Below are 21,669 nucleotides of genomic sequence, written 5' to 3'. Positions count from 1 at the left end.
CTGTCATTAAATTCCCTTGCGCCGGCTGCTGCGGCGGTATGCGTCAATCTTGGTCATGACCTTGTCGCGCTGGCGCAAGCGCGAGGCGTCAAGCAGCATGCGGCCTGCCCAGCGGTACACATTGAAGTGTTTCACGCGCGCGCGCATGCTCTTCATGCGTTCGTGCTGTTCCACTGGCGGCATCACCAGACCACGGTACAGCGCTTCGGCGCCCTGCTCGATATGGTAAGGATTGATGATCAGCGCCTCATGCAGCTCGCGCGCGGCGCCGGTGAATTGCGACAGCACCAGCACGCCCATTTCGTCGTCGCGCGCGGCGATGAATTCCTTGGCCACCAGGTTCATGCCGTCATGCAGGCTGGTTACCATGCACACTTCCGAGGCGCGGAAGAAGCGCTGCAACGCATCCTGGCCATGGTGCTCGGCTTTCAGCAGGATGGGCACGTAGTCGCCGCTGCCGAAACGGCGGTTGATGCGCTCGACCATCTTGCGCACGCGGGTATCGAAACTTTGATACTCGTCGAGCGAGGCGCGGCTCGGCGCGGCAATCTGGACAAAGGTGAAGTGCCCCACCATGCCCGGTTGCTGCTCCAGCATGCGCTCGACGGCCTGGAAGCGCTCGACAATACCCTTGGTGTAATCAAGGCGGTCAACGCCGATGCCCAGCAGATGGTCGGCCGGCACGCCAATCGCGGCGCGAATTTCTGCGCGGCAGGTGGCCACGTCGGGCAGGTTCGGGTCTTCGTCGGGCCAGGCGATCGAGATCGGATAATCCTCGACCTGCGTCATTTCGCCGCCATAGGAAATGGTCGACGCTTCCGGTTCGATACGGGTTTCCAGGTAGCGGTCGACGGTTTCCAGGAAATTCTTGCGGTGGAACGGCGTATGGAAGCCCAAGATGGTGCTGCCCAGCAGGCCATCGAGAATTTCCTCGCGCCATGGGCAAATGCCGAAGGACTCCGAGTTTGGCCAGGGGATATGCCAGAACGTAATAATGGTTGCTTTCGGCAGCGCTTCACGCACCATGCGCGGCAACAGGGCAAAGTGATAATCCTGCACCAGCACCACCGGGTTGTCGGTTTTCGCCTCGGCGATCACGGCTTCGGCAAAGCGGCGGTTGACTTTTACATACTGGTCCCAGTCCGACGAGCGGAACACCGGACGCACGTGGGCGATATGGCACAGCGGCCACATGCCTTCGTTGGCGAAGCCATAGTAATAGCCCTGCTCTTCTTCTTCCGTCAGCCAGACGCGGCGCAAGGTATAGCTCGGGTTGTCGGGCGGCACCGGAACATGGTCGAGCTTGTCCACTGTTTCGCGGTCGGCCGAGCCGGCGCCGTGGGCGATCCAGGTGCCCGAGCAGGCGCGCATCACTGCTTCGACGGCGGTCACCAGGCCGCTGGCCGGGCGTTGTACCTTGATGGTGCCGTCGTCGCCTTTGGTATGGATATAGGGCTCGCGGTTCGACACCACCAGCACCTGGTCGCCGGCCAGGTCCGCTTCGAGCAGGCCGCGCAGTTTTTCCGGCGTCCATTCCGAGGTCCAGCCGCTGTTTTCGCCCTGGCGCTCCAGGTGGTATTCCTGCAGCAGTTCGCGCAGGTCGCCGATCAGAGGCTGCATTTCGGCCGGTGCCGGCGCGATAATGGCGGCCGGCGTGGCGTCGGTTGGCGTGGCAACGTTCTTCTTGGGAAGCAATTCGCCACGCAGCACGTCCTTGACGGCAGCCAGCCAGCCACGCCAGCTCAGGTGCGCCACGAACACGGTCATCAAAGAGATCAGCACGGCCAGCACGGCCAGGAAGGCAAAGATGAAACGCTTGGTATCGGTATTGCGGCGCTCGACAAAGCTCATGTCCTGCACCAGCACCAGCCGGCCCAGTTGCTGGGCTTCGTTCATGACGGCCGTTTCGCTCAGGTGCACCTGGCCTTGCGGCAACTGCGCCAGCGACTTGTACAGTCCGCCCGACGACGGCGTGGTCCAGCAGCCTATCGATTCGGGGTACTGGGCCGTCTTGTAGACGAGCTTGCCGGCGTTATCGCAAAAGCCCAGCGCGATCAGGCGTTCGTCGCGGGTGGCGCCTTGGAACAGCTCGTTGATACGGGTAGTATCGTTTTCAGGCAAGTATTGTGTGAGTGGCGGACGCAGTGTGCCGGCGAGCAATTCGGCGCGGCTGTCGAGGTCGCGCACGTACCAGCGCAAGGTAACGTTGTCGAGCAGCGGCACCACGATGTAGGCGAACAGCCCCAGCACGAGGGCAAGTGGCAGAATGAATCGCAAGGACATTCTGAGCGATCTTAAAATCATCATTTTCCTTTGCAAAAGCTAAAAGCATGGCAAGTATGCCAATATTGTCCATGCCGCGTCGTTCTGTTGGTTTCCTTATTGAAACATCAATTCCATGCAGCACGGGCGGCAGAAGGTACTTTCAGTATCCGCCATAGGAAACGTCTTGTCCGTTAATCAACGCACGCCCCGCTGCACGCCCAGGCTTTAAAATATATATTTGCTGCCATTCATTTACAAGTCATAAGGAGTTTTAGCCCATGGATCTCACCACCTACCATTCTTTGATGGGGGGCCGGCTCGCTTCCGCAGTCACCGTTTTACTCAGCGCCATTATCGCCACCCTGATCGCCATGGCGGTTCATCGCGCCGGCATCAGCCTGCTCCGGCGCCTGGCCAATGGCCGCCCGTTCACCACCAATGTCACGCGCGTGGCGTTTCGCGCCAGCCAGCTGTGCCTGATCATGTTCGGCCTGCGCATCGTGCTTGCTGGCGCGCCTACCGATACGCCGGCGCTGGTCGGCCTGTCGCACCTGGCCAGCGTGGCCCTGATCGTGGCGCTGACCTGGCTGGCCATGAAGTGCATCGAGTCGCTGAGCCTGACGATCGCGCAGCTGAACCCGGTCGACGTGGCCGACAACCTGCGCGCGCGCCGCCTGATCACGCAAGCCAGGGTGCTGACGCGCAGCGCGCACGCCATCGTCATCATCCTCGGCCTGTCGTTTATTTTGCTGACCCTGCCCGGCGCGCGCCAGATCGGCGCCAGTTTGCTCGCTTCGGCCGGCGTGGCCGGCCTGGTGGCCGGTATTGCCGCCCGGCCCGTGCTGGGCAACTTTATCGCCGGCCTGCAGATCGCGTTTTCGCAGCCAATCCGCATCGATGACGTGCTGATCGTCAATGGCGAATGGGGCCGCGTGGAAGAAATCAAGGGCACTTACGTGGTGGTGCGCATCTGGGACGAGCGCCGCATGATCGTGCCGCTGACCTGGTTTATCGAAAACCCGTTTGAAAACTGGACCCATACCTCGTCCACCATTCTGGGTACGGTGTTCCTGTGGCTCGACTTCAGCGTGCCGGTCGAGCCGCTGCGCGCCGAACTGGACCGCATCTGCCAGGCTTCGCCACTGTGGGACCAGCGCGTGTGCAAGGTGCAAGTGACCGACGCCACCGACCGCGCCATGCAGCTGCGCTTTCTGATCAGCGCCAATAACTCGGGCGATGCGTTCGAGCTGCGCTGCGTTATCCGCGAAGGCATCCTCGGCTATGTGGCCCAGCATTATCCGCAAGGCTTGCCGCGCCTGCGCTCCTCGCTCGACCCGCTCGAGCTCAATACCACGGCCGCCAGGGTCATCAACAACCCGGACGCGCTCGATACGATTATCGACGGCGCGCCAACGGCCAAGGTGTAAGCTGCGTTCATTCCTCCCCCAGCCTGAAGGAAAACCACCATGAGTACCACCGCCTGGTTCATCCTGATCGGCTGCCTGATGCTGGCGCGCGGCCTGGCAGCCACCAGCATCGCCCGCCTGCCTTTCACCTCGTCGATGGCCTACCTGGGCGTGGGCCTGGTGGTCGGCCCGATGGTGCTGGGCCTGTTTACACTGGACCTGGTGGAACAGGCGCCGCTGCTGGAAACCCTGACCGAAATTGCCGTGCTGATTTCCCTGTTCTCGGCCGGCGTGAAGATGCCGGTGCCGTTCAGCCTGGCGCGCTGGCTGCCCTCGCTGCGCCTGGCCTGGCTGTCGATGGCCATCTCGGTGGCGCTGGTGGCCGCGTTTGCCTGCCTGGTACTCGATTTGCCTCTGGGCGCCGGCATCCTGCTGGGCGCCATCCTGGCGCCGACCGACCCGGTGCTGGCCACCGATGTGCAGGTGCGCCGCCCCGGCGACAGCGATCAGCTGCGTTTTACGCTGACCTGCGAAGCGGGCATGAACGACGGCAGCGGCTTTCCCTTCGTCATGCTGGGCCTGGGCCTGCTCGGTTATCACGAACTGGGCAACACGGGATGGGCCTGGGTGTGGCACGACCTGCTGTGGGCCAGCGCAGCGGCGATCGCGCTGGGCGTGGCCGGCGGCGCGTTGCTGGCCTGGCTGGGCTGGCAGCTGCGCGGCAAGGACCCGAAACACGAAGTGCTCGACGACCTGGTCGGCCTGGGCCTGATCGCGCTGGTCTATGGCGTGGCCACCTGGCTGCACGCCTGGGGCTTTCTGGCTGTCTTTTTTGCCGGCGTGGCGCTGCGCCAGACCGAGCTGCGCCTGGCCGGCGCACCGGAAGACAAGCAGGGCTTGCTGCAGGCCGAGGAAGTGCATGCCAGTTCGGCCGTCAAGCCGCAGGAATCGCAGGCGCCGCTGACAGTCAGCGCCGAGTCGCTGGTGTTCAAGGAACACCTTGAGCATTTATCGGAGCTGACCCTGGTGTTGCTGCTGGGCGGCGCCGTCAGCCAGTCGGCCTGGAACTGGCGCACGATGGGCATGGCGCTGTTCCTGCTGCTGGTGGCGCGCCCGCTCAGCGTAATGCTGGGTTTGCTGGGATCGAACACGGGCCTGCGCCTGCGCGCCATGGCCGCCTGGTTCGGCGTGCGCGGTATCGGTTCCGTGTACTACCTGTGCTATGCCATCAACCATGGCTTGCCGGCGGGCCTGGCACGCGACCTCAGCCATATCACCATCGTGGTGGTAATGGTGTCCATTGCCGCGCACGGCCTCAGCGTGACGCCATTGCTGAACCGTTATTGGCAGAAATAAAGCCCCGCCAGCCTGATTGCCATTGCTACACAGCAATGTTTTGCCAATTGGCACTGCTTTTTGAGAAAATATTGTTAAGATAAGATAATCAAAACGTCAAAACGCCTGCACCTGGCGAGAACTTAGCCGAGAAAGAACGATTACCATGAAACGACGAAGCGTACTGGGATTGGGTGTTGCACTGGCCCTGCTGCAAACCGGTTGCGCCACCAATCCTGCCGACACGGCCTGGGAAACCGCCTTTGACGCCTTTATGCGCGACGGCCTGGCGCGCACCGAAACGCCGGCCATGAGCGTGGCCATCGTGCGCGGCGACAAGACCATCTTTGCCCGTGGCTACGGCATGGCCAATGTCGACGAGGAACAGCAGGCCGACGCCGACACGGCTTTTCATGTCGCCTCGGTCAGCAAGGTCGTCACCGCCACCGCCATCATGATGCTGCACGATCAAGGCCTGTTCCAGCTCGACGACAAGGTCGCGCCCCTGCTCGACTTTCCGTTGATACACCCGAAGTATCCCGATGTACCGATCACCTTCCGCCATCTGCTGACCCACACCTCGGGCATTTCCGACGCCGTGTATGAAAAGACGCCGGCGTTTGCGGTCGAGGGCGACCCGCGCCTGCCGCTGCGCGACTTTTTGAAGGGCTATCTGTCGCGCGGCGGCGCCTGGTATGACGCCGACCTGTCGTTTGCCGGGCGCCCTGGTACCGAATGGCGCTACAGCAATGTCGGCATCGCCCTGCTCGGCTACCTGGTGGGGCGCTTGAACCCCGAAGGCCTCGACGTGTATTCCCACGAGCAGCTGTTCGAGCCGCTGGGCATGGATGACACGGCCTGGAAACTGGCCGGCCTGGCGCGCGGCACGGTGGTGGCCCAGCCGTACAAGGACAAGGACCCTGGCCTGCAGGTGCTGCCACCGGTAGGCTACCCGGACTGGCCGGCCGGCCTGCTGCGCAGCTCGGCACATGATTTTGCGCGTTTCCTGGCTATCTTCAGCAACGGCGGCATGGTCAAGGGCCACCGCTACCTGAAGGAAGAAACCGTCAAGGCCTTCCTGGCGCCGCAGCCGGTCAGCATGGCCGCGGCTGATCCGCAGGCGCGCCAGGCGCTGGCCTGGGTGCTGCGCGACCTGGACGGCATGCAACTGGCCACCCACAGCGGGGGTGACCCGGGCGCCGCATCGGTGGTCTGCGTCGATACGGCCAGCAAGACGGCCGTGCTGGCGTTTTCCAACATCAGCGCCGACCGCGAGTTCCGCAGCTTCCAGAAGGAAGTCGTGCAGCGCCTGCTGGCGCGCGCCAACGAAACTGTCAAAAAGTAAGCTTGCCTGTTGCCACTGTGTGGGCGGACGCACGGTGGCGGCGCGCCAGGCACGTATGCTGGAACGGTCACATCGACCAACTTCTCAGGAGACCAGCATGACCAACCGCATCGGCAACAAGGATATCGCCCAACAACGCAGCAAAAGCGAAAAAGCCCGCATCAAGGCATCGAATATCGCCAACGAAGCGGTGAAAAAAGCCATTGCGAAAGAAAAATATCGCAATGCCGTCAAGGGACAGCCAGCCTCGCAAGCTTCCGTGCAAGCCTAGGCGCCAAACCAGCCCTGCAGCTTTTCGGCAGCGCGCAGCTTGACGTCGGCCGTGATATAGGTCGCCACCGTTGCCACGGCGGCGGCCAGCACGGCCAGGTCATCGACATAGCCCACCACCGGCGTCATGTCGGGAATCGCATCGATGGGCGAGATGAAATAGCCAAGCGCACCATAGATGGCCGTCTTGGCCCACACCGGCGTTGCCGGCTGCTGCGCGGCGTAATACAGCCACAGCGCCTTTTCGATCACTTCACGGCCCGCCGTCTTGGCGAACTTGATGACCTTGTCCCAGAAGCTGTCGTCCGTATATTTCTTTTCGTACACCTTTGACTGCGCAGGACGATCCTGCTTGGGATTTTTTGCTTTGCCAAACATCTGCTGCTCCTTTTCGCGGCACGCGGCCAGGCTGGTCGAACGCGCACATTATCATGAATCGCCAAAAGCACTACCTGGAGTATCGTGCATGAAAACAGACTCACCCGTGGAAACTCCTGCCGCAGATCCCGCCCCAGCCGTCGCCCGGGCCGCAGGCCTGCGCTATGTGGGCGACCACCAGCCCGGCATCACCCGCCATGGCAAGCCCGGCAAGTTTCACTACCTCGACGCCGACGGCCAAAAGCTCGGCGACGAAGACGTGCTGGCGCGCATCAAGGCGCTGGCCATACCCCCGGCCTGGACCGACGTGTGGATCTGCACGCGCGCCAACGGCCATGTGCAGGCTACCGGGCGCGACGCGCGTGGCCGCAAGCAATACCGCTACCACGCGCGCTGGCGCCAGGTACGCGACGAAGCCAAGTACGAACGCATGCTGAACTTTGGCCGCGCCCTGCCCGCCATCCGCCAGGCGGTTGATGCCGGCATGAAACTGCCCGGCATGCCGCGCAAAAAAGTGCTGGCCACCATCGTTCACCTGCTGGAACTGACGATGATGCGCATCGGCAATGAGGAATATGCGCGCACCAACAAATCGTTCGGCCTGACCACCCTGCGCACGCGCCATGTGAAAGTGGCCGGCAGCGGCGTGGAATTTCATTTCCGCGGCAAGAGCGGCGTGCATCACGACATCAAGCTCAGCGACCGGCGCCTGGCGCGCGTGCTGCAGACCATCCGCGAGCTGCCAGGCCAGGAATTGTTCCAGTATCTCGATGAAGACGGCCAGCGCCATGGTGTCGATTCGGGCGACGTCAACGATTACCTGCGCGAAATTACCGGCGAAGACTACACGGCCAAGGATTTCCGCACCTGGTCAGGCACCTTGCTGGCCGCGCTGGCGCTGGAAGAGTTTGAAAAAGTCGATTCCGAGGCACAGGCCAGGAAAAATATCGTGCAGGCGATCGAGTCGGTGGCGAAAAAGCTGGGCAATACGCCATCGATCTGCCGCAAATGCTATGTGCACCCGGCGGTACTCGATTCCTACCTCGATGGCAGCTTGCTGGAAGGGTTGAAGGCGCGTGCGCAACAGGAATTGAAAAATGACCTGCATGCGCTGGCGCCGGAAGAAGCGGCCGTGCTGGCCCTGTTGCAACGGCGTTTGCAAAGCGAAGAAACGAAGAAACAGAACGTCAGGCGTCGCCGCTAGGCTGGCACTGGGCCGACAGGCTCAGTTCGCGCATGCCGCACACCGGCAAGGTGGCGTGACCATGGTCGACCGCCATCTGCGTCGGCGCGGCGGCAGGCTCTGCGTTGACATCGCTGTTCCAGACGGTCGCAGCCAGCGTCGACACGGTGAACAGGCAGATCAGCACGAAAGGCTTGTTGACACCGGTAGTCTTGTTGATCGCTGGCTTGTTCATGGCGGTTTCCGTTAATTGGTTGCAGAGTGGAATCATCATCTCGTGTTTCCACAATGCATACAATCAGACAGCAGCCGCAGCCGAGGTAGGACTAAGCTGACAAGCTCAAACCCAGGCTGGATCAGGGTTGCACGGTATCCGGGTCCGCATCCGGGTCTTTCACCTTCATCACGCCAGGCACGGCTTCGAGGCGTTTTTGCAACGCCAGAAACTGCATCGGCGTCACGCGCGCAAACGTGATGACGATATCGTCGAGCTGCGGCGCGCCCTCTTTCTGGCGTATGATGAACTGCTGCACTCTTGTCGTGCCGGCGCCCAGCGCTTCATGCAATTTGTCCAGCGACAGCGCATCGCGCTCGGCCGTGATCAACAGTTCGCGCCGCTGGCGCGTACCGATAAAGCGCTTTTCCAGCGGCTTGATGCCCGCCAAAATGATCAGGATGATGACGGTGGCCGCCACCGCCGGCGTGTACAGCCCGCCACCCACAGCCAGGCCGATGCCCGCCACCGACCACACGCTGGCAGCGGTGGTCAGCCCGCGCACGATCTCGCCGCGCGCCAGGATTGCCCCGGCGCCAAGGAAACCAATGCCCGACACCACCTGCGCCGCCATCCGCGACGGGTCCAGCGTGACCCGCTCGCTCAGCACTTCCGAAAAACCATACGCCGACACGATCATGATCAGGGTCGAGCCGACGCACACCAGCATATGCGTGCGCAGCCCCGCCACCCACGCCAGCCGCTCGCGCTCGTAGCCGATCGCGCTGCCCAGCAAGGCCGAAAACGCCAGCCGTCCTACCAGTTCCCATTCCGATGCCAATGCCATGGCGTTTCTCCTCGTTGCTGGCGATGGTTGAATTTACCACGCTGGCGCGGCTGGCGCAGGTTCAGGCCGGCAGGTCGCTCAGTTCCAACTCGGAAAACCCGGCGCGGCGCCGCGCTTCCAGGTTGAACGGCCCGCGCAGGGTCGGCGCTTCGTAGCGCACCGCCAGTTCGGCATAGGTGGCGCGCAGTTCCAGGCCGCGCTGATCGCACAGATAGCCATACCAGCGGTTGCCGATTTCCACGTGCCCTACTTCGTCGCGCAGGATAATGTCGAGGATGGAGGCGGCCGCCATGTCGCCGGCCTGCGCCAGCTTGGCGCGCAGCGGCGGTATCGCGTCGAGCCCCCGCGCTTCCAGCGTGCGCGGTACCAGCGCCATGCGCGCCAGCACGTCGCCGCGCGTCTTGTCGACCATTTCCCACAGGCTGTCATGGGCCGGAAAGTCGCCATAGGCGTGGCCCAGCACGGCCAGGTGCGCCACCAGCAGCGAATAATGCGTGGCTTCCTCCGCCGCCACGCGCAGCCAGTCGGTATAGTACTGCGCCGGCATATCGGGGAAGCGCCACAGTGCGTCCAGCGCCAGGTTCATGGCATTGAATTCGATATGCGCCAGCGCATGCACCAGCATCGCGCGCCCTTCCTGCGTGATCATCGAGCGGCGACCGACCAGGCGCGGTGGCACCAGTTCGGGACGTTCCGGGCGGCCGGGGATGGCGCCCTGTGCTTGCAGAAGCGCGGCCGGATCTGGCGCGGGGCGTGCCTGGGCCATGGCTGCCACCATCGCCACCTTGCGCGCCGGATCGGGTTCGACCAGGCAGGCCAGCGCGCAGGTGCGCAGTTCCTGATGGGTTTGTTGGATCGGGCTCGAATTCATACTGCTTCCTTGATACGCGATTTTCTTGAGGGCGCAGTCTATCAAATTATGAATGCCGATACGCTGATTGAACCCAACGGCAGAGAGCTGGGGTCAGACCCGACGGGGGAGTACGTCCCAGTGGGACGTACTCCGATCGCGAAGCGACTGACCCCGGATTTCAGCTGCGGGTCGAAGTAATGCTCTCACTCATTCACCATCAAGGCTCGCCCCCGCTCCAAATACTCATCCATCTCCTCCCGCGGCACCATACTCCCACCGGTCCCCCACACCAGATGCGTGGCGTTTGCCAACTGCGATGCATAGCCGGCTTGCTCCAGCACCGGCAAAATCCCCGCAAACCCCGCCACCGCCGACGGCTCCAGACGCCAGCCTTCGGTCTGCTCCAGCAGCGCCAGCAAGCGGTACAACTCATCATCGCTGACGGTCACGTAACCATCGATCAGCCGCTGCATCGCGCGGCCGACAAAGCCGGAAGGCCGGCCCACGGCCAGGCCGTCGGCGGCGGTGATATTGTCGATGCCGATGTCCTGTACGCTGATCAGCTCATGCAGGCCCGTATGCACGCCCAGCAGCATGCACGGTGAATGGGTCGGCTCGGCGAAGACGCAGTGGACCGCATCGCCAAAGGCCAGCTTCAGGCCGAACGCCACGCCACCGGGGCCGCCGCCCACGCCGCACGGAAGGTAGACGAACAGCGGGTGGTCGGCATCGACCATAAAACCTTGCGCGTCAAACTGCTTTTTCAGGCGTTCGCCGGCCACCGCATAGCCGAGGAACAGATCGTGCGAGTTTTCATCGTCGACAAAGTGGCAGCTCGGGTCGCCCTGTGCTTGCTGGCGGCCCTGCTCCACCGCCACGCTGTAGTCGGACGCATATTCGATCACGGTTACGCCGTGTGCGCGCAGCTTGTCTTTTTTCCACTGGCGCGCGTCCGCCGACATATGCACGGTAGTCCGAAAGCCCAGGCGCGCGCCCATGATGCCGATCGACAGGCCAAGATTGCCGGTCGAGCCGACCGCGATCGCATGCTGTCCGAAAAAGCCGCGCACTGCCTCGCTGGCCAGCAGGCCGTAATCGTCGTGCTCGCTGAGCAGGCCGGCGTCCAGCGCCAACCCTTCCGCGTGCTTCAATACTTCATAGATGCCGCCGCGCGCCTTGATCGAGCCGGAAATCGGCAGGTGGCTGTCCTGCTTGAGCCACAGTTTTCCCGGAATTGCACGGCCCAGGCGCGCCGCCAGCGCCGCCTGCATGGCCGGCAGCGGCACCAGCGGCGACTCGATCACGCCGCCGGCAGCTTGCGTCTCGGGAAAGGCGCGCGCCAGGAACGGTGCAAAGCGGGCCAGGCGCGCGCTGGCCCGAGCCACATCGGCCTGGTCCAGGCCGACGTCGGCCAGCGCTACGGCGGCAGGTACGATGGAGGGATTGAACCAGCTGAGCGGCTGCAGCGCCGCCAGGCGGTCGACCAGGGGGAATCGGACGCGCAAGTCGGCAATCGATGGAACGGGCAGCATGGAGAACTCCTTGTGTTGGCAGTCCATGATTAAACCGCATCCGGCGGCTGCTGGCAAAAGATGCCTGTGCAGGCCCGGCACAGCGTCACGCATGGGCCGCTCTCCTATAGATCCGTGCCGTCCATATCCCCTTTTTCTGTCGAGCTACGCCCGAATGCTTTCGCCAGCGCTTCATGGACAAGGTTGAACACCGGGTTGGCGCCTTCGCTTTTCATTGTTTCGAGCGCTTCGGTGGTTTCGCCTGAATGCAACTTTCCGGAAAAATCTTCGCCCAGCAGCGCAGCGACCAGCAAAATATCTTCGCCCCTTACGGTTTCCTTGTCCAGCACAGTAATGGCGGCGAGGTAATTGGCCCGCTTCATATAGATGCGATGGAACACCTTGAAGTCTTCGATCAGATTGCGATACTGCCTGAGCAAAAACCAGGCTATCGCTTCAAGAAACACCAGCATGCCAGCCGCACGTATGCCGCTGACCCAGTAGGTCGAATGGATCTGTCCCTGCGGCGGCTCGGGCAGCGTGGCATAGAAGATTGCAACCCCGACAAAGGCCATCAGTACGCCACCAGTGAGCAAAAAAGTGGAGCGCTTGAATAGCGTTTCTGCACGATATTCAGCCAGCTTCACTTCCTGCGCAAAGACCTGCCGCGCGGTAGTGTGTTCCTGCGACAGCGTGGCGGAACGCTGTTCCTGCAAGACGGTCGCCGCAACTTCGCTGCGTGGATTCAGGGTGGAAAAGGCAAGCCCCAGCATGATGATCATGGCGCAGCCAAGCGCAACCTGGTCAGTGCGCAAGGAAACGCTTGGGGGTGCATCTATCCCGCTCAGCAGTACAGGAGGCGACACATCGGTATTCCAGCGACCTGAATACGATATGGCGACCTGCACGAACGGCGTAATATCATAAAGAAAGATGCGTTGTTCCTTTTCGGGCGGTCCAGCTTCTTTCAGCCTTTTCTTCATCGCGTCGACTGCCGTGGCATAGGCCGGTGACGACTGCGCCTTGTTGATCGCGCTCTGTTCATTCATCAGGGGAAGATTCACGTAGAACAGAAACGTTACCAGCAGCACAGGCCAGAGCAGGCGCAAACGCCCCACACGGGCGAAAGCGTTTACAAGATGCTGATAGTGAGAAAGAGCAACGGTCATGGTGCCACCTTACTCAATGAATGCATGCTGACCGGTTCGCGTGTATGTTACTCAGCATAGACGACGGTGACACAAGAGGCAATGCACGCAATGAAACATGCTCGCCATAGCCTCCTGATCTGCCGCATTGCCTCGTTTGCAAACCCCGCCTGACGGCTCAGAACTTCAGCTGCAAGCCCACATCAAACGACCTGCCCTCGGCCGGCAAGGCTTGCAGCCCTGCCCCGTTCGCCTGCAAGCCCGACAGATACACGCCACCGAGCGGATCGGCATACGCGCGGTCAAGCAGATTGCTGACGCCAAAACTCAGGCTTGCCTGCTTTCCCAGCGCCACCTGGCTGCGCAGGTTGACGATGGCATAGCCGCCTGTTTCCGGCTCCAGCCGCCGCACATCGAGCTTGTCCTTGCGCGCAACCACCTTCGCTTCAATGCGGTTGCTCCAGGCGCCGATGGCATGCTCGATGCCGAGCAAGGCATTGAACGGCATCATGCGGTACAGGTCGCCGCCGCCGTCACTATCGCTGCGCTTGCCGCGCGTGTAGGCAGCGTTGCCGGTGGCGGTGAATTTGCCCCAGCGCGTGCTGGCCGCCAGCGGCGCCTGCCATGACAGGTTCACGCCATACAAGGTGGCGTCATGATTGGCGAACTGCAGCAGATTGCCTTTCGCGCCCATCTGCATGTAGGGGTTGAACGGCGAGAGCACGTCGGCGTCGATATAGTCATTGACGCGGCTATAGTAGGGGTTCAGGCGCACGAACCAGCCGTCGCCGTCCGTGCCATGCCAGTCCGCCGTGAACGCCGCCGTATAGGCCGTTTCCGGTTTCAAGTCGATATTGCCGACATAGCCGTTGCCGTCGCCGAACCAGTTGGTCATGGTCATGGCCATCGTGCCCCTGCCCCACGAATAGCGCTCGTACAGATTGGGCGATCGCACCTTGCGCGCCAGCGCGAATTCATAGCTGCTGGCGGCGTCCGGCACAAAGCGCGCCAGTGCGCTGGCGTCGATATTGGTGTCGCGCTGGCGGCGCGAACGGGCGTTGAAGGCCATCGCCGCCATGGAATCGGCCATATTCATCATGCCGCTGCCATACGATTGCACCGTGCCCGTGTCCATGCGCACCGATTCGCCGCGCAGGCCCAGCACGCTGGTCCAGCGCGCATCGAGCCGGCTTTCCAGTTCGCCGAACAGCACCGCGCGATCACGCTTGCCGCCGTTGATATTGAGGTAGGTGCGCGGCCCCATCATCATCGAGCCGGGCACGGCCGGCCAGTAGTCGTCGAGGCGGAAAGCGTGGAATTCATGGCCCAGGCGCAGTTCGCCCACGCCGGTCGGCACGCTGGCCTGCAACGCATAGCCGGTGTTCTTGCCATGCGTGATCATCGGCATGGTGCCGGGGCGCTCGCTGCTGAAAAAGCCCATTTCGTGGTCGGTCTGTTGCCAGTACAGGCGCGCGTCCAGCACGCCCCAGCCAAAACTGCCCTGGTAAGCCAGGTTGGCGAACTGGCCGTGGTTGTCCGTCATGTCCATGTACTGGTTGGGAAAACCCTGGTAAGGAATATGCTGCGCGCCGGCGCGCAGGGTCAGTTGCTGGCCCTCGCCCTTTGCCGCGAGCACGATCGACTGGTTGATGCTCTCGACCATGCTGCCCAGCACCTTGTCGCCATGGCCGTCGTCGTAGCTGCGGCTGCGCGTGTAGGCGCCGCTGTAGCCGATGGCGAAGGTTTCAGTGGCAGCAGACGCCGTCAGATTGCCGGAGACGCTGTTATTGACGCTGCGCCCTGAAAAGCCGAAGCTGCCTTGCGTCAGCAGCCCCGCTCCAGCGTCGGCAAACACCGGCGCATTCGAGTGCACCTCGATGGTGCCGCCGATGCTGTCGCCGCCCGCGCTGACCGGTGTCACGCCGGCGATCAGCCTGATGCGCTGCACCTGCGACGGATCGACATACGACAAGGGCGCATTCATGTGGTTGGCGCAGGCCGATGTGATCTCCATGCCGTCGACGCGGATTTTGAGGCGGTCGTCGGCAAAGCCGTTTACCACCGGCAGTCCGGACACGCCGCCGCCGGCCGCCACGCCGTAGCCGGGCAGATCGCCCAGCATCTGCGCCGTATCGCCCGATGGCAGATAGCGATTGGCGATGGCGCTGACGATGACTTTCTGTTCGGGCAGGACGATGTCGCCACTGGAAGTCTGGGCAAACGCCGGCACGGCCAGCGCAAGGGTAATCAATAAAGGAGTGTGGTTCATGATGCGGCTTTCAGTTTGATGATCAGGACGAACGGCCGCCGGCGCGCCATGGACGCGGCAGGCAACGGTTCAGACGAGCGGAATCAGAAAGCGGCAGGCGGGCCGCGTGGCTGGAGCGGCGGCCAGGCAAACAGCGGCGTTATCGATTGATAAAACAGCAGGGGCAGCAAGCCCGTGATCAGCGCACCGGTAGCGGGCGCCAGCGCCACGGGTGGCAAGTCCAGCGTGGCGGCATGCATGCTGCAGCACGGACAGTCACCCATCTGCATGGCATTTTTGGCGGGGGCGGAGTCATCGGAGGACAACTTGAGCGGCACCATGTTCATGCCGCCGGCCACCGAGCAGATTTCCAGGCCGGGTACGGCCATGCCCTGGGCCACGGTCAGCGCGCGCGACAGCGTCGGGGCGAGCGCGGCCAGCAGGATGGCGCAGCACGCGATCCACAACACCCATCTTGCCCTGGCTTTGCTGGTCAACATGGGAGGCATTATAGCCGCCGCCATGGCGGTTTTCCATCGCCAGGGTCAAGCGCGCAGCACCCTTACAGATCGATTTTCATGCTCAGCTTGACCGCGCGCGGCGCGCCCGAGGCCAGCCGCGTGCCGGCGCCGGCCCAGTAGCGCTTGTCCGCCGCATTGTCGATATTCAGCTGCCATACGACAGCCTTGTTCATCACCGTGCCCGCATAACGCGCGCCCGCGCTGAACAGGGTCACGCCACCAAGGAAAGCCTGGTTCAGATCATTGACCGGGCGCGCACTGTAGTAATAAGCGCCGCCGTTGAGCGACAGGCCGGGCGCGCCGTCGAAGGCGTACGACACAAAGGCGCTGCCCGTGCGTTTCGAGGCGTTCTCGGGCGCCTTGCCGTTGTACAGCGCGTTGATATGTTCAAAGCCCGGATCGAGGAACTGCGCCGAGGTTTGCCAGGACAGCTGGCGCGTCAGCTTGCCCTGCGTGGCCAGTTCCAGGCCGCGGTAGTGCTGCTCGCCGTCCGAGGTGAATACATTGCTGCTGTTGGTGTAATAGCCGGGGCGCGTGATATCGAACAGCGCGGCCGACAGCAAGGTGCCTGACGGCGCCATCCAGCGCGCGCCCAGTTCCTTCTGCTTGCTCACGCCCGGCGCCATCTTGACACCCTGGTTGGCGGTGGCATTGGGCGCCGTCTCGCCCTCTTCCAGGCCGCGCGCCAGCGACGCATAGAACGACACATCGGGCGTCAGTTTGTAGATCAGCGAGGCCATCGGCGTGGTCTTGCTGACGTCATAGTGGCTGGCGCCCTGGTCGCTGCGGTAGCTGCTGCGGCGCACCCCCACCACGCTTTGCCATTGGGGGCTGAAGACCATGCGGTCGAGCGCGTACAGGCCCGTGTCGCGCGTCTCGAGCGCGGCGGTGGTGGGCGACGTCGGTGCGGCGCCGAACACCACGTTCGTGATCGGTACGGGGTCATACAGGTTTTGCGCAGCGATCGTGTAATTGCGCTGGTAGATGGCATCTTGCGACTTGTCGGTGCGCGAGGCACCAAGGGTCAGTTCATGCGCGATAAAACCCGTGTTGAACTGGCCAGCCAGTTCCGCGCGCAGCAAATCGGAGGTGTTCACGCCATGCTGGATATTGCCGGTGATGCGGCCCGCCCCGGTGGCCAGGGCGGCGGCGTTATTCAGGCGAAAGATCGGCAGGCTGCGGTCGCGCGCCGTTTCCGAGCGGCCCGCTTCCAGCGTCAGCGCCCAGCTGTTCCCCAGCGCATAGTCGGCGCGCAGCTGCGCGTTTTTCGTCTGCGCTTCGAATTTGGCCCAGTCCGGGCCGATCAGCTTAGACGGATCAACCGCGCGCGGCAAGGTGATCACGCCATTGACGGCGGTGGGCAGGTTGACGCCCGCCTGTTCGGTGACCTTGCGGCGGTCGTATTCCAGGTCGGCCTTCAGCAGCAGCTTGTTCGTCACGCGCCAGTCCAGCGCCGCCGACACAAAGCTGCGGTTGCCGTTGCCGACATGATCCAGGTACGAGCCCAGGGTGCCGCCAGCCGCATTGATGCGCATGCCGAACTGCTGCTGTTCGCCAAAGCGCCGGCTCAGGTCGACATTGGCCACCGCGCTGCCACGGTCGTCAAGCGAGAGGCCCAGGCTGGTAACCGGCGTGCTGCCTGCGCGCTTGGTCACAAAATTGACCACGCCAGCCGGCGACGTAAAGCCGTAGTACAGCGCCGAGGCGCCTTTCAGCACCTCCACCCGCTCCTTGTTTTCCATCGGTACCTGCGAGAAATTCATGACCGGCATCGAGCCGTTCAACCGATAGTTGGTGCGGTTTTCCACCGCAATGCCGCGTATCACCAACTGGTCCCAGGTCTCGCCGCCATTTTGCTGGCGCGTGACGCCAGCCGTATTGCGCACCGCGTCATACAGGCCGGCGGCGCCCTGCAACTCCAGCAATTCGCGCGTAATCACGTTGACGGTCGACGGCACGTCCATGATGTTCGAGCCACGAAAACTGCCGGCTTCGGTGGTGAGCGGCACCAGCCCCTGCGCGCGGGCGCCGGTGACCTGGACGGCGTGCATGACCGTGTCGTCTCCGGTTTGAGCGTGGGCAGCGGGGACAAAAGCCAGCGACAAAGCGGCGGCGAGGGGGAGCAAACGGGGGATCAATACGGCGGGCATGGATGGTGAAACCTTCAACAAAACGGTCAATCGAAACTTGTAGTTACGCGCATGATAGCCGTAACGAGAATCATTCGCAAGAATTGCCAGTCTATTTGCTGGCATTGACAGCGCTTTTGGCGCAAAACTACCCTTGGTTGCCAACTTGCATCATGTGTCTGTCCACAATATGCCTATCTATGTCATTTGAACTGTCACGACACGCACTATTTTCCTGCACGGCAGGTTGGCAAGCCAGCTACGCCCTCACGATGCCGACACCAGTTACAAACATCCTTTTTCGGCTACTCGTCACCTGTCATGCATCACCTTTACAGAACTGCCATCGCCGGCAGCCAACCAAGGCAAGCCCCAGCCAGCCCATGCCATCTTTTGTTCATGGCTGGTTGCGATTGTTGTGTATAAACGATAAAGTATGATTCAAACATAAAACCTGTCATATTCAGTGCAGGAGAAATGCTGGCAGTAGCTACTGCAATCGGCCAGAAGACCGGACGCCCGCTAGTGCCCCTACGGCAGGAAGGATGATAAGGCGTCGCAACATACCTATTACTAACACTACGATGCGCAAACACTTCCGATATCAAATTTTCGTCTTGCTGTGTACTGCCGCGCTTTCTGGCTGTGGTGTTGATGTCAAGGCCGGATACTTCGACAAAGATAAGGATGAAGCACTCGCCGGTGTTGAAAAATTCCGTGTGCTCTCAAAAAAGCAGGACTACACGCGTCTATATGATTTGGGTTCTGCCGTAATGAAGGCGTCAACTTCGAAAGACAAGTTCATTTCCGCAGCCCAGGCCTCAATGGCTCAATATGGAGAATATTAATCTTCTGTTCTCGTCGGGTCGTCTTGTTTTCCGAACGAAGTCCGATTGGTGTATGACGCAAAGTACCAAAAGGCAAACGTGAGAGAACATATGATCTGGTCCATGCCTGGTACCCAAGCTGAGTTGACCATGTACCAAATTGGAGCAGGGCAAGATCAATTTGACAAGGCATCTCAAGTCGGCTGTCCGGTTCCATAGTCAGAAATTCCGCTCTGAGCAGAAGCGATCGGTCTCGATAGGTCAAAACTGGGTCGGGTCCAGCCTTTCGTGACCATTCGTGAATTTGCAGCCGAGCAACCTGCTACACCGGGGCATGCTGTGCCGGACGGCCGGGTTCGGCGCCGGTAGCGGTCAGTCAGCTTGAGGCCAAGCGCCAGAACTAAAGAGGGAAACGTGGGGGTAAATCGATTTACGATTTTTTCGGATTATTTTCAGTTCATAGTCCAGGATGAGAATTCAAAAGACGATTTCGGGACGCTTTGGAATGATGACGCGCTTGCCATGATGGTAGCAGTTGGCGAAACCGCGCTTTCCTTGGGAACGCTCAGAAATGTCGATGTAGCCGTTGAAGTCCACGTTGTTGATGGGCCTCCTGAAATTCAGTTAGAAGATTTCGACCATGCAGTAGAGGGCACGTTTGCATGTCCCTCGGGAAAAATCGCTGTCATGGGTTGCACAGATTTCTTTCCTGATGCGTCCCGATTGGAGGTACAGCCAGGCTCTTACGGATTCATCTACCTAGTCAGCGGAGTTAGTACAATTCAAACGGAGTGGGACCCAGCCGATGACTTGTATTCGCTTTACATCTGGCCCGCAGAGCGACGCGCACTGCACCTGATAAAGCATTGGAAACCGACGCGGTTGGATAGAAGCAGCGCGTGACGACATTTGGCCAAGAGCGGACCTACAGGCAAACTACAACATCTCGTCAGGACACCAATACGTGAAGCATTATCTGTACTGCTCTGCTGGAAACACAGAAAGATTAGATGAGTACATAGCCTTCTTTGAGATTGCTGAAGATGGATACTGCTCTCGCTACCTCGAAATTCGGTCTGTGGGACACGCACTAAAGTACAGCGATGACAAGCCAACGGATGAGTTTGGCGCGCTACCGGAAGGGCCGTGGGATGCGCTGGAAGCAGCAAAGCGTAAGTACGGAACACTGAACGAAATTTCGCACCAGCTTTTTGACGGTGCTTGGAATGGAATTCGGACCGGTTGAGCGTCCGCTGTGGTTCGAATGCAGCCTGCCGATGCAGCCACTAGATTTTCATCCTGGCAACCTGATATGCTGGACCGAACGGCCGGGTTCGGCCAGAAGCGGCCATTCACTTGAATGCTTGGTTTGCCAATTTAGATTTATGACACGTTGAGCCTAAAAACACATGACCGCACTTTTTGATTTTTTGAACAGTAACTCCGGAGCGTTAACGGTGATTTTCACGGCCGTCGTAACCATAGCTACTGCAGTTTATGCCGCCTTGACTTGGATTCTTGTTAAGGAGACTCGCATGATGAGAGAAGTTCAAACCGAGCCGAAGTTGCAGGTGACAGTTAGCTCATTCGACTTCGCTATTCACATTGTTCGCCTACACCTTCGAAACGTCGGCCTTGGTCCTGCCTTAAATGTCACTTTCAAGCCCAAAGTCCTCGCCGGTGGTGAGTCCGCAGAGAAACTTCTTGCTGAGTTCACAGACGTAAACTTTTTTAACGTTGGGATTAAGCATTTTGGCCCCGGTCAAGAACGGGTTTCCGCATATACAGAACTGACAGTAGATCATGATGGAAAAATGGCTTCAATGCTGGCGATAGACGTGACATACAGCAGCGCTACTGGGAAGCGCTACAGTGAATCGCTTGTAGTGGATATGTCAGAGCTGAAAGGTGGCTACCAGCTAGGCAAACCCCATGCATATGCCATTGTTCAGAGCTTGGAGAAGATACAGGGAGATATTCACAAACTCGCGACTGGATCCCATCGCATCAAGGCAAATATTTACACAAGCGAAGATCGCGCAGAAGAACGCGCGGAGGCTCAGGCACGGCGAGAACAGTGGCAAAAAGAACGCCAGGCCCAACGGAGCGCTCAAGCGGATAACCCCTCCGCTGGCGGTCCTGCCGATTAGCAAAGCATTGATCAATTTCTTCTAACAATTCACCGTCCGCTTCGGGTCGATTCCTGCCTGTCATGGGATGCGCTGGATTTCCCACCTGACAACCTGCTATGCTTGTCCGAAGGGCCGAGTTCGGCCAAAAGCGGCCATATAATTTCGGCCTTGGTTGTAGGCAAGGTGGACACCTCGTATGACGCGCACCTTAGTAGACAAACTATTACGCGTGGACCACTTTGCTTTTCCTGCGGCCTTGCTCGCAGCGCAGTATCCCGGTTTGCACTACACCTACTGCTGCTGAAGCAACCCAGTAGAGACCAATACCTGCCGACAGCTGCCAGATCACAAAAGCAGTTATTGCTACTTGAATCATCACCATAATGGTCGTGCTATCGGCCGCAGTAGGGGCATAGTAAGCAGCGACCGCTGTAAGCACCAATACAATTGCAGTCAGTATGGCGTCGGGAGCAGCGATGCTTCGAATCCAAAGAAATGAAACATTTCCTGCCGCAGCGTTGGAAATAGCCTTGTACATCAGCAGAAAAACCGGCCACTGTGCTAGAGCACCGAAAACACTGGAGCGGTCGATCATGTGTGCGCCATTTTCCTTGTACAGCGCAGACATGGCAGAGAACATTTGTTTTGGATCTCCAGCGAATCGCTTTTTGATCGCGTCCACTTCAGGTTGCAGCGACTTGATCTTTTTCTGGTTAGTGACCATCTTGCGTGAGAGATGAAGCGTCAAAGGCAGCAGCGCGAGTCGCACACTTAGCGCTAGCGCAACAATCGCCCAGCCAATGCTTCCGTCAAAAAAAGCCGCAAGCACCGTCATACTGCTGGCAAGAATTTCAGTCATCATATTTCCAAAAAGGTTAAGGACAATTTATCTAAAAGATAATTATATATAAAAATACATCCAGGAAAATACGAATTATCGGATAAATTACTTCGGTTTTTCGGAAGATAGAGGGCAAACACCGATGGGCTGGTTTGGGGCGAAAGCTGCCACCCGCCAAATAGCGACTGCCTTTTGCTTACTTCATAAGCAAACCAG

General features: G+C 60.5%; 20 protein-coding genes. 9 read left to right on the top strand and 11 right to left on the bottom strand.

Annotation, left to right across the window (positions count from 1 at the left end; genetic code table 11):
* Positions 1-6 precede the first annotated feature (6 nt).
* A complete protein-coding gene (locus AC0Z42_RS17060; RefSeq protein ID WP_485469390.1) occupies positions 7-2,283 on the bottom strand; it encodes an alpha,alpha-trehalose-phosphate synthase (UDP-forming) in 2,277 nt (758 codons plus the stop codon).
* 260 nt (positions 2,284-2,543) lie between these two features.
* Here AC0Z42_RS17060 and AC0Z42_RS17055 point away from each other — a divergent pair, with 260 nt between their 5' ends.
* From AC0Z42_RS17055 to AC0Z42_RS17040, 4 genes are all read left to right on the top strand, one after another.
* Positions 2,544-3,692, top strand: coding sequence for a mechanosensitive ion channel family protein (locus AC0Z42_RS17055; protein ID WP_485469389.1), 1,149 nt, complete (start codon positions 2,544-2,546; stop codon positions 3,690-3,692).
* A 39-nt stretch (positions 3,693-3,731) separates the two neighbouring features.
* Positions 3,732-5,027 carry a cation:proton antiporter gene (locus AC0Z42_RS17050; RefSeq protein ID WP_485469388.1) on the top strand — a complete coding sequence of 432 codons (1,296 nt, stop codon included), beginning with the start codon at positions 3,732-3,734 and terminating at the stop codon, positions 5,025-5,027.
* Between the two features lie 145 nt (positions 5,028-5,172).
* On the top strand, positions 5,173-6,351 hold the full coding sequence (locus AC0Z42_RS17045; protein WP_485469387.1) for a serine hydrolase domain-containing protein: 1,179 nt from the start codon (positions 5,173-5,175) through the stop codon (positions 6,349-6,351).
* A gap of 97 nt (positions 6,352-6,448) precedes the next feature.
* Positions 6,449-6,622 (top strand): hypothetical protein, encoded by a 174-nt coding sequence (locus AC0Z42_RS17040; protein ID WP_485469386.1) that lies wholly within the window; start codon positions 6,449-6,451, stop codon positions 6,620-6,622.
* On the opposite strand, the gene AC0Z42_RS17035 is transcribed toward AC0Z42_RS17040, so the two are convergent.
* The gene (locus AC0Z42_RS17035; RefSeq protein ID WP_485469385.1) at positions 6,619-6,999 is read right to left on the bottom strand and encodes a YkvA family protein; all 381 of its coding nucleotides are present in this window, start codon (positions 6,997-6,999) and stop codon (positions 6,619-6,621) included. The two genes, AC0Z42_RS17040 and AC0Z42_RS17035, sit on opposite strands and share 4 nt — an antisense overlap.
* Before the next feature lie 88 nt (positions 7,000-7,087).
* Here AC0Z42_RS17035 and AC0Z42_RS17030 point away from each other — a divergent pair, with 88 nt between their 5' ends.
* Entirely contained in the window at positions 7,088-8,203 is a 1,116-nt protein-coding gene (locus AC0Z42_RS17030) for a DNA topoisomerase IB (RefSeq protein ID WP_485469384.1), read from the top strand.
* On the opposite strand, the gene AC0Z42_RS17025 is transcribed toward AC0Z42_RS17030, so the two are convergent.
* The 8 genes from AC0Z42_RS17025 to AC0Z42_RS16990 form a co-directional block, all read right to left on the bottom strand.
* On the bottom strand, positions 8,187-8,417 hold the full coding sequence (locus AC0Z42_RS17025) for a hypothetical protein (protein WP_485469383.1): 231 nt from the start codon (positions 8,415-8,417) through the stop codon (positions 8,187-8,189). The two genes, AC0Z42_RS17030 and AC0Z42_RS17025, sit on opposite strands and share 17 nt — an antisense overlap.
* A 121-nt stretch (positions 8,418-8,538) precedes the next feature.
* Entirely contained in the window at positions 8,539-9,237 is a 699-nt protein-coding gene (locus AC0Z42_RS17020; protein WP_485469484.1) for an MgtC/SapB family protein, read from the bottom strand.
* Between the two features lie 67 nt (positions 9,238-9,304).
* The gene (locus AC0Z42_RS17015) at positions 9,305-10,114 is read right to left on the bottom strand and encodes a ferritin-like domain-containing protein (RefSeq protein WP_485469382.1); all 810 of its coding nucleotides are present in this window, start codon (positions 10,112-10,114) and stop codon (positions 9,305-9,307) included.
* A gap of 185 nt (positions 10,115-10,299) precedes the next feature.
* Positions 10,300-11,628, bottom strand: a complete 1,329-nt coding sequence (gene dsdA, locus AC0Z42_RS17010) for a D-serine ammonia-lyase (RefSeq protein WP_485469381.1) — start codon at positions 11,626-11,628, stop codon at positions 10,300-10,302.
* Between the two features lie 104 nt (positions 11,629-11,732).
* On the bottom strand, positions 11,733-12,776 hold the full coding sequence (locus AC0Z42_RS17005; protein ID WP_485469380.1) for a hypothetical protein: 1,044 nt from the start codon (positions 12,774-12,776) through the stop codon (positions 11,733-11,735).
* A 157-nt stretch (positions 12,777-12,933) separates the two neighbouring features.
* Positions 12,934-15,024 carry a TonB-dependent receptor gene (locus tag AC0Z42_RS17000; protein WP_485469379.1) on the bottom strand — a complete coding sequence of 697 codons (2,091 nt, stop codon included), beginning with the start codon at positions 15,022-15,024 and terminating at the stop codon, positions 12,934-12,936.
* 83 nt (positions 15,025-15,107) lie between these two features.
* Positions 15,108-15,503 (bottom strand): DUF2946 domain-containing protein, encoded by a 396-nt coding sequence (locus AC0Z42_RS16995; protein ID WP_485469378.1) that lies wholly within the window; start codon positions 15,501-15,503, stop codon positions 15,108-15,110.
* A gap of 62 nt (positions 15,504-15,565) precedes the next feature.
* Positions 15,566-17,674, bottom strand: coding sequence for a TonB-dependent siderophore receptor (locus AC0Z42_RS16990; RefSeq protein WP_485469377.1), 2,109 nt, complete (start codon positions 17,672-17,674; stop codon positions 15,566-15,568).
* Positions 17,675-18,237: 563 nt separating this feature from the next.
* On the opposite strand from AC0Z42_RS16990, the gene AC0Z42_RS16985 reads away from it, so the two are divergent.
* From AC0Z42_RS16985 to AC0Z42_RS16970, 4 genes are all read left to right on the top strand, one after another.
* Entirely contained in the window at positions 18,238-18,501 is a 264-nt protein-coding gene (locus AC0Z42_RS16985) for a hypothetical protein (RefSeq protein WP_485469376.1), read from the top strand.
* A gap of 393 nt (positions 18,502-18,894) precedes the next feature.
* Positions 18,895-19,383: a hypothetical protein gene (locus AC0Z42_RS16980; protein WP_485469375.1), complete on the top strand. Its 489-nt coding sequence runs from the start codon at positions 18,895-18,897 to the stop codon at positions 19,381-19,383.
* Between the two features lie 61 nt (positions 19,384-19,444).
* Positions 19,445-19,726 (top strand): hypothetical protein, encoded by a 282-nt coding sequence (locus AC0Z42_RS16975; RefSeq protein WP_485469374.1) that lies wholly within the window; start codon positions 19,445-19,447, stop codon positions 19,724-19,726.
* 163 nt (positions 19,727-19,889) lie between these two features.
* A complete protein-coding gene (locus AC0Z42_RS16970; RefSeq protein ID WP_485469373.1) occupies positions 19,890-20,630 on the top strand; it encodes a hypothetical protein in 741 nt (246 codons plus the stop codon).
* 205 nt (positions 20,631-20,835) lie between these two features.
* Here AC0Z42_RS16970 and AC0Z42_RS16965 read toward each other — a convergent pair whose 3' ends face one another.
* Positions 20,836-21,474, bottom strand: coding sequence for a YidC/Oxa1 family membrane protein insertase (locus AC0Z42_RS16965; protein ID WP_485469372.1), 639 nt, complete (start codon positions 21,472-21,474; stop codon positions 20,836-20,838).
* Positions 21,475-21,669: the final 195 nt, after the last annotated feature.

The organism is Janthinobacterium sp. 1L-D-8-B-C4 (assembly GCF_057291295.1).
Note: the sequence above shows the minus strand (reverse complement) of the source record. Positions and strands in the feature narration are given on the sequence as shown.

Excerpts from the sequence above, each read along its gene's own strand:
- AC0Z42_RS17060 (WP_485469390.1), bottom strand. The coding sequence starts at position 2,283 with ATGTCCTTGCGATTCATTCTGCCACTTGCCCTCGTGCTGGGGCTGTTC.
- AC0Z42_RS17055 (WP_485469389.1), top strand. The coding sequence starts at position 2,544 with ATGGATCTCACCACCTACCATTCTTTGATGGGGGGCCGGCTCGCTTCC.
- AC0Z42_RS17050 (WP_485469388.1), top strand. The coding sequence starts at position 3,732 with ATGAGTACCACCGCCTGGTTCATCCTGATCGGCTGCCTGATGCTGGCG.
- AC0Z42_RS17045 (WP_485469387.1), top strand. The coding sequence starts at position 5,173 with ATGAAACGACGAAGCGTACTGGGATTGGGTGTTGCACTGGCCCTGCTG.
- AC0Z42_RS17040 (WP_485469386.1), top strand. The coding sequence starts at position 6,449 with ATGACCAACCGCATCGGCAACAAGGATATCGCCCAACAACGCAGCAAA.
- AC0Z42_RS17035 (WP_485469385.1), bottom strand. The coding sequence starts at position 6,999 with ATGTTTGGCAAAGCAAAAAATCCCAAGCAGGATCGTCCTGCGCAGTCA.
- AC0Z42_RS17030 (WP_485469384.1), top strand. The coding sequence starts at position 7,088 with ATGAAAACAGACTCACCCGTGGAAACTCCTGCCGCAGATCCCGCCCCA.
- AC0Z42_RS17025 (WP_485469383.1), bottom strand. The coding sequence starts at position 8,417 with ATGAACAAGCCAGCGATCAACAAGACTACCGGTGTCAACAAGCCTTTC.
- AC0Z42_RS17015 (WP_485469382.1), bottom strand. The coding sequence starts at position 10,114 with ATGAATTCGAGCCCGATCCAACAAACCCATCAGGAACTGCGCACCTGC.
- dsdA (WP_485469381.1), bottom strand. The coding sequence starts at position 11,628 with ATGCTGCCCGTTCCATCGATTGCCGACTTGCGCGTCCGATTCCCCCTG.
- AC0Z42_RS17005 (WP_485469380.1), bottom strand. The coding sequence starts at position 12,776 with ATGACCGTTGCTCTTTCTCACTATCAGCATCTTGTAAACGCTTTCGCC.
- AC0Z42_RS17000 (WP_485469379.1), bottom strand. The coding sequence starts at position 15,024 with ATGAACCACACTCCTTTATTGATTACCCTTGCGCTGGCCGTGCCGGCG.
- AC0Z42_RS16995 (WP_485469378.1), bottom strand. The coding sequence starts at position 15,503 with ATGTTGACCAGCAAAGCCAGGGCAAGATGGGTGTTGTGGATCGCGTGC.
- AC0Z42_RS16990 (WP_485469377.1), bottom strand. The coding sequence starts at position 17,674 with ATGCCCGCCGTATTGATCCCCCGTTTGCTCCCCCTCGCCGCCGCTTTG.
- AC0Z42_RS16985 (WP_485469376.1), top strand. The coding sequence starts at position 18,238 with ATGCGCAAACACTTCCGATATCAAATTTTCGTCTTGCTGTGTACTGCC.
- AC0Z42_RS16970 (WP_485469373.1), top strand. The coding sequence starts at position 19,890 with ATGACCGCACTTTTTGATTTTTTGAACAGTAACTCCGGAGCGTTAACG.
- AC0Z42_RS16965 (WP_485469372.1), bottom strand. The coding sequence starts at position 21,474 with ATGATGACTGAAATTCTTGCCAGCAGTATGACGGTGCTTGCGGCTTTT.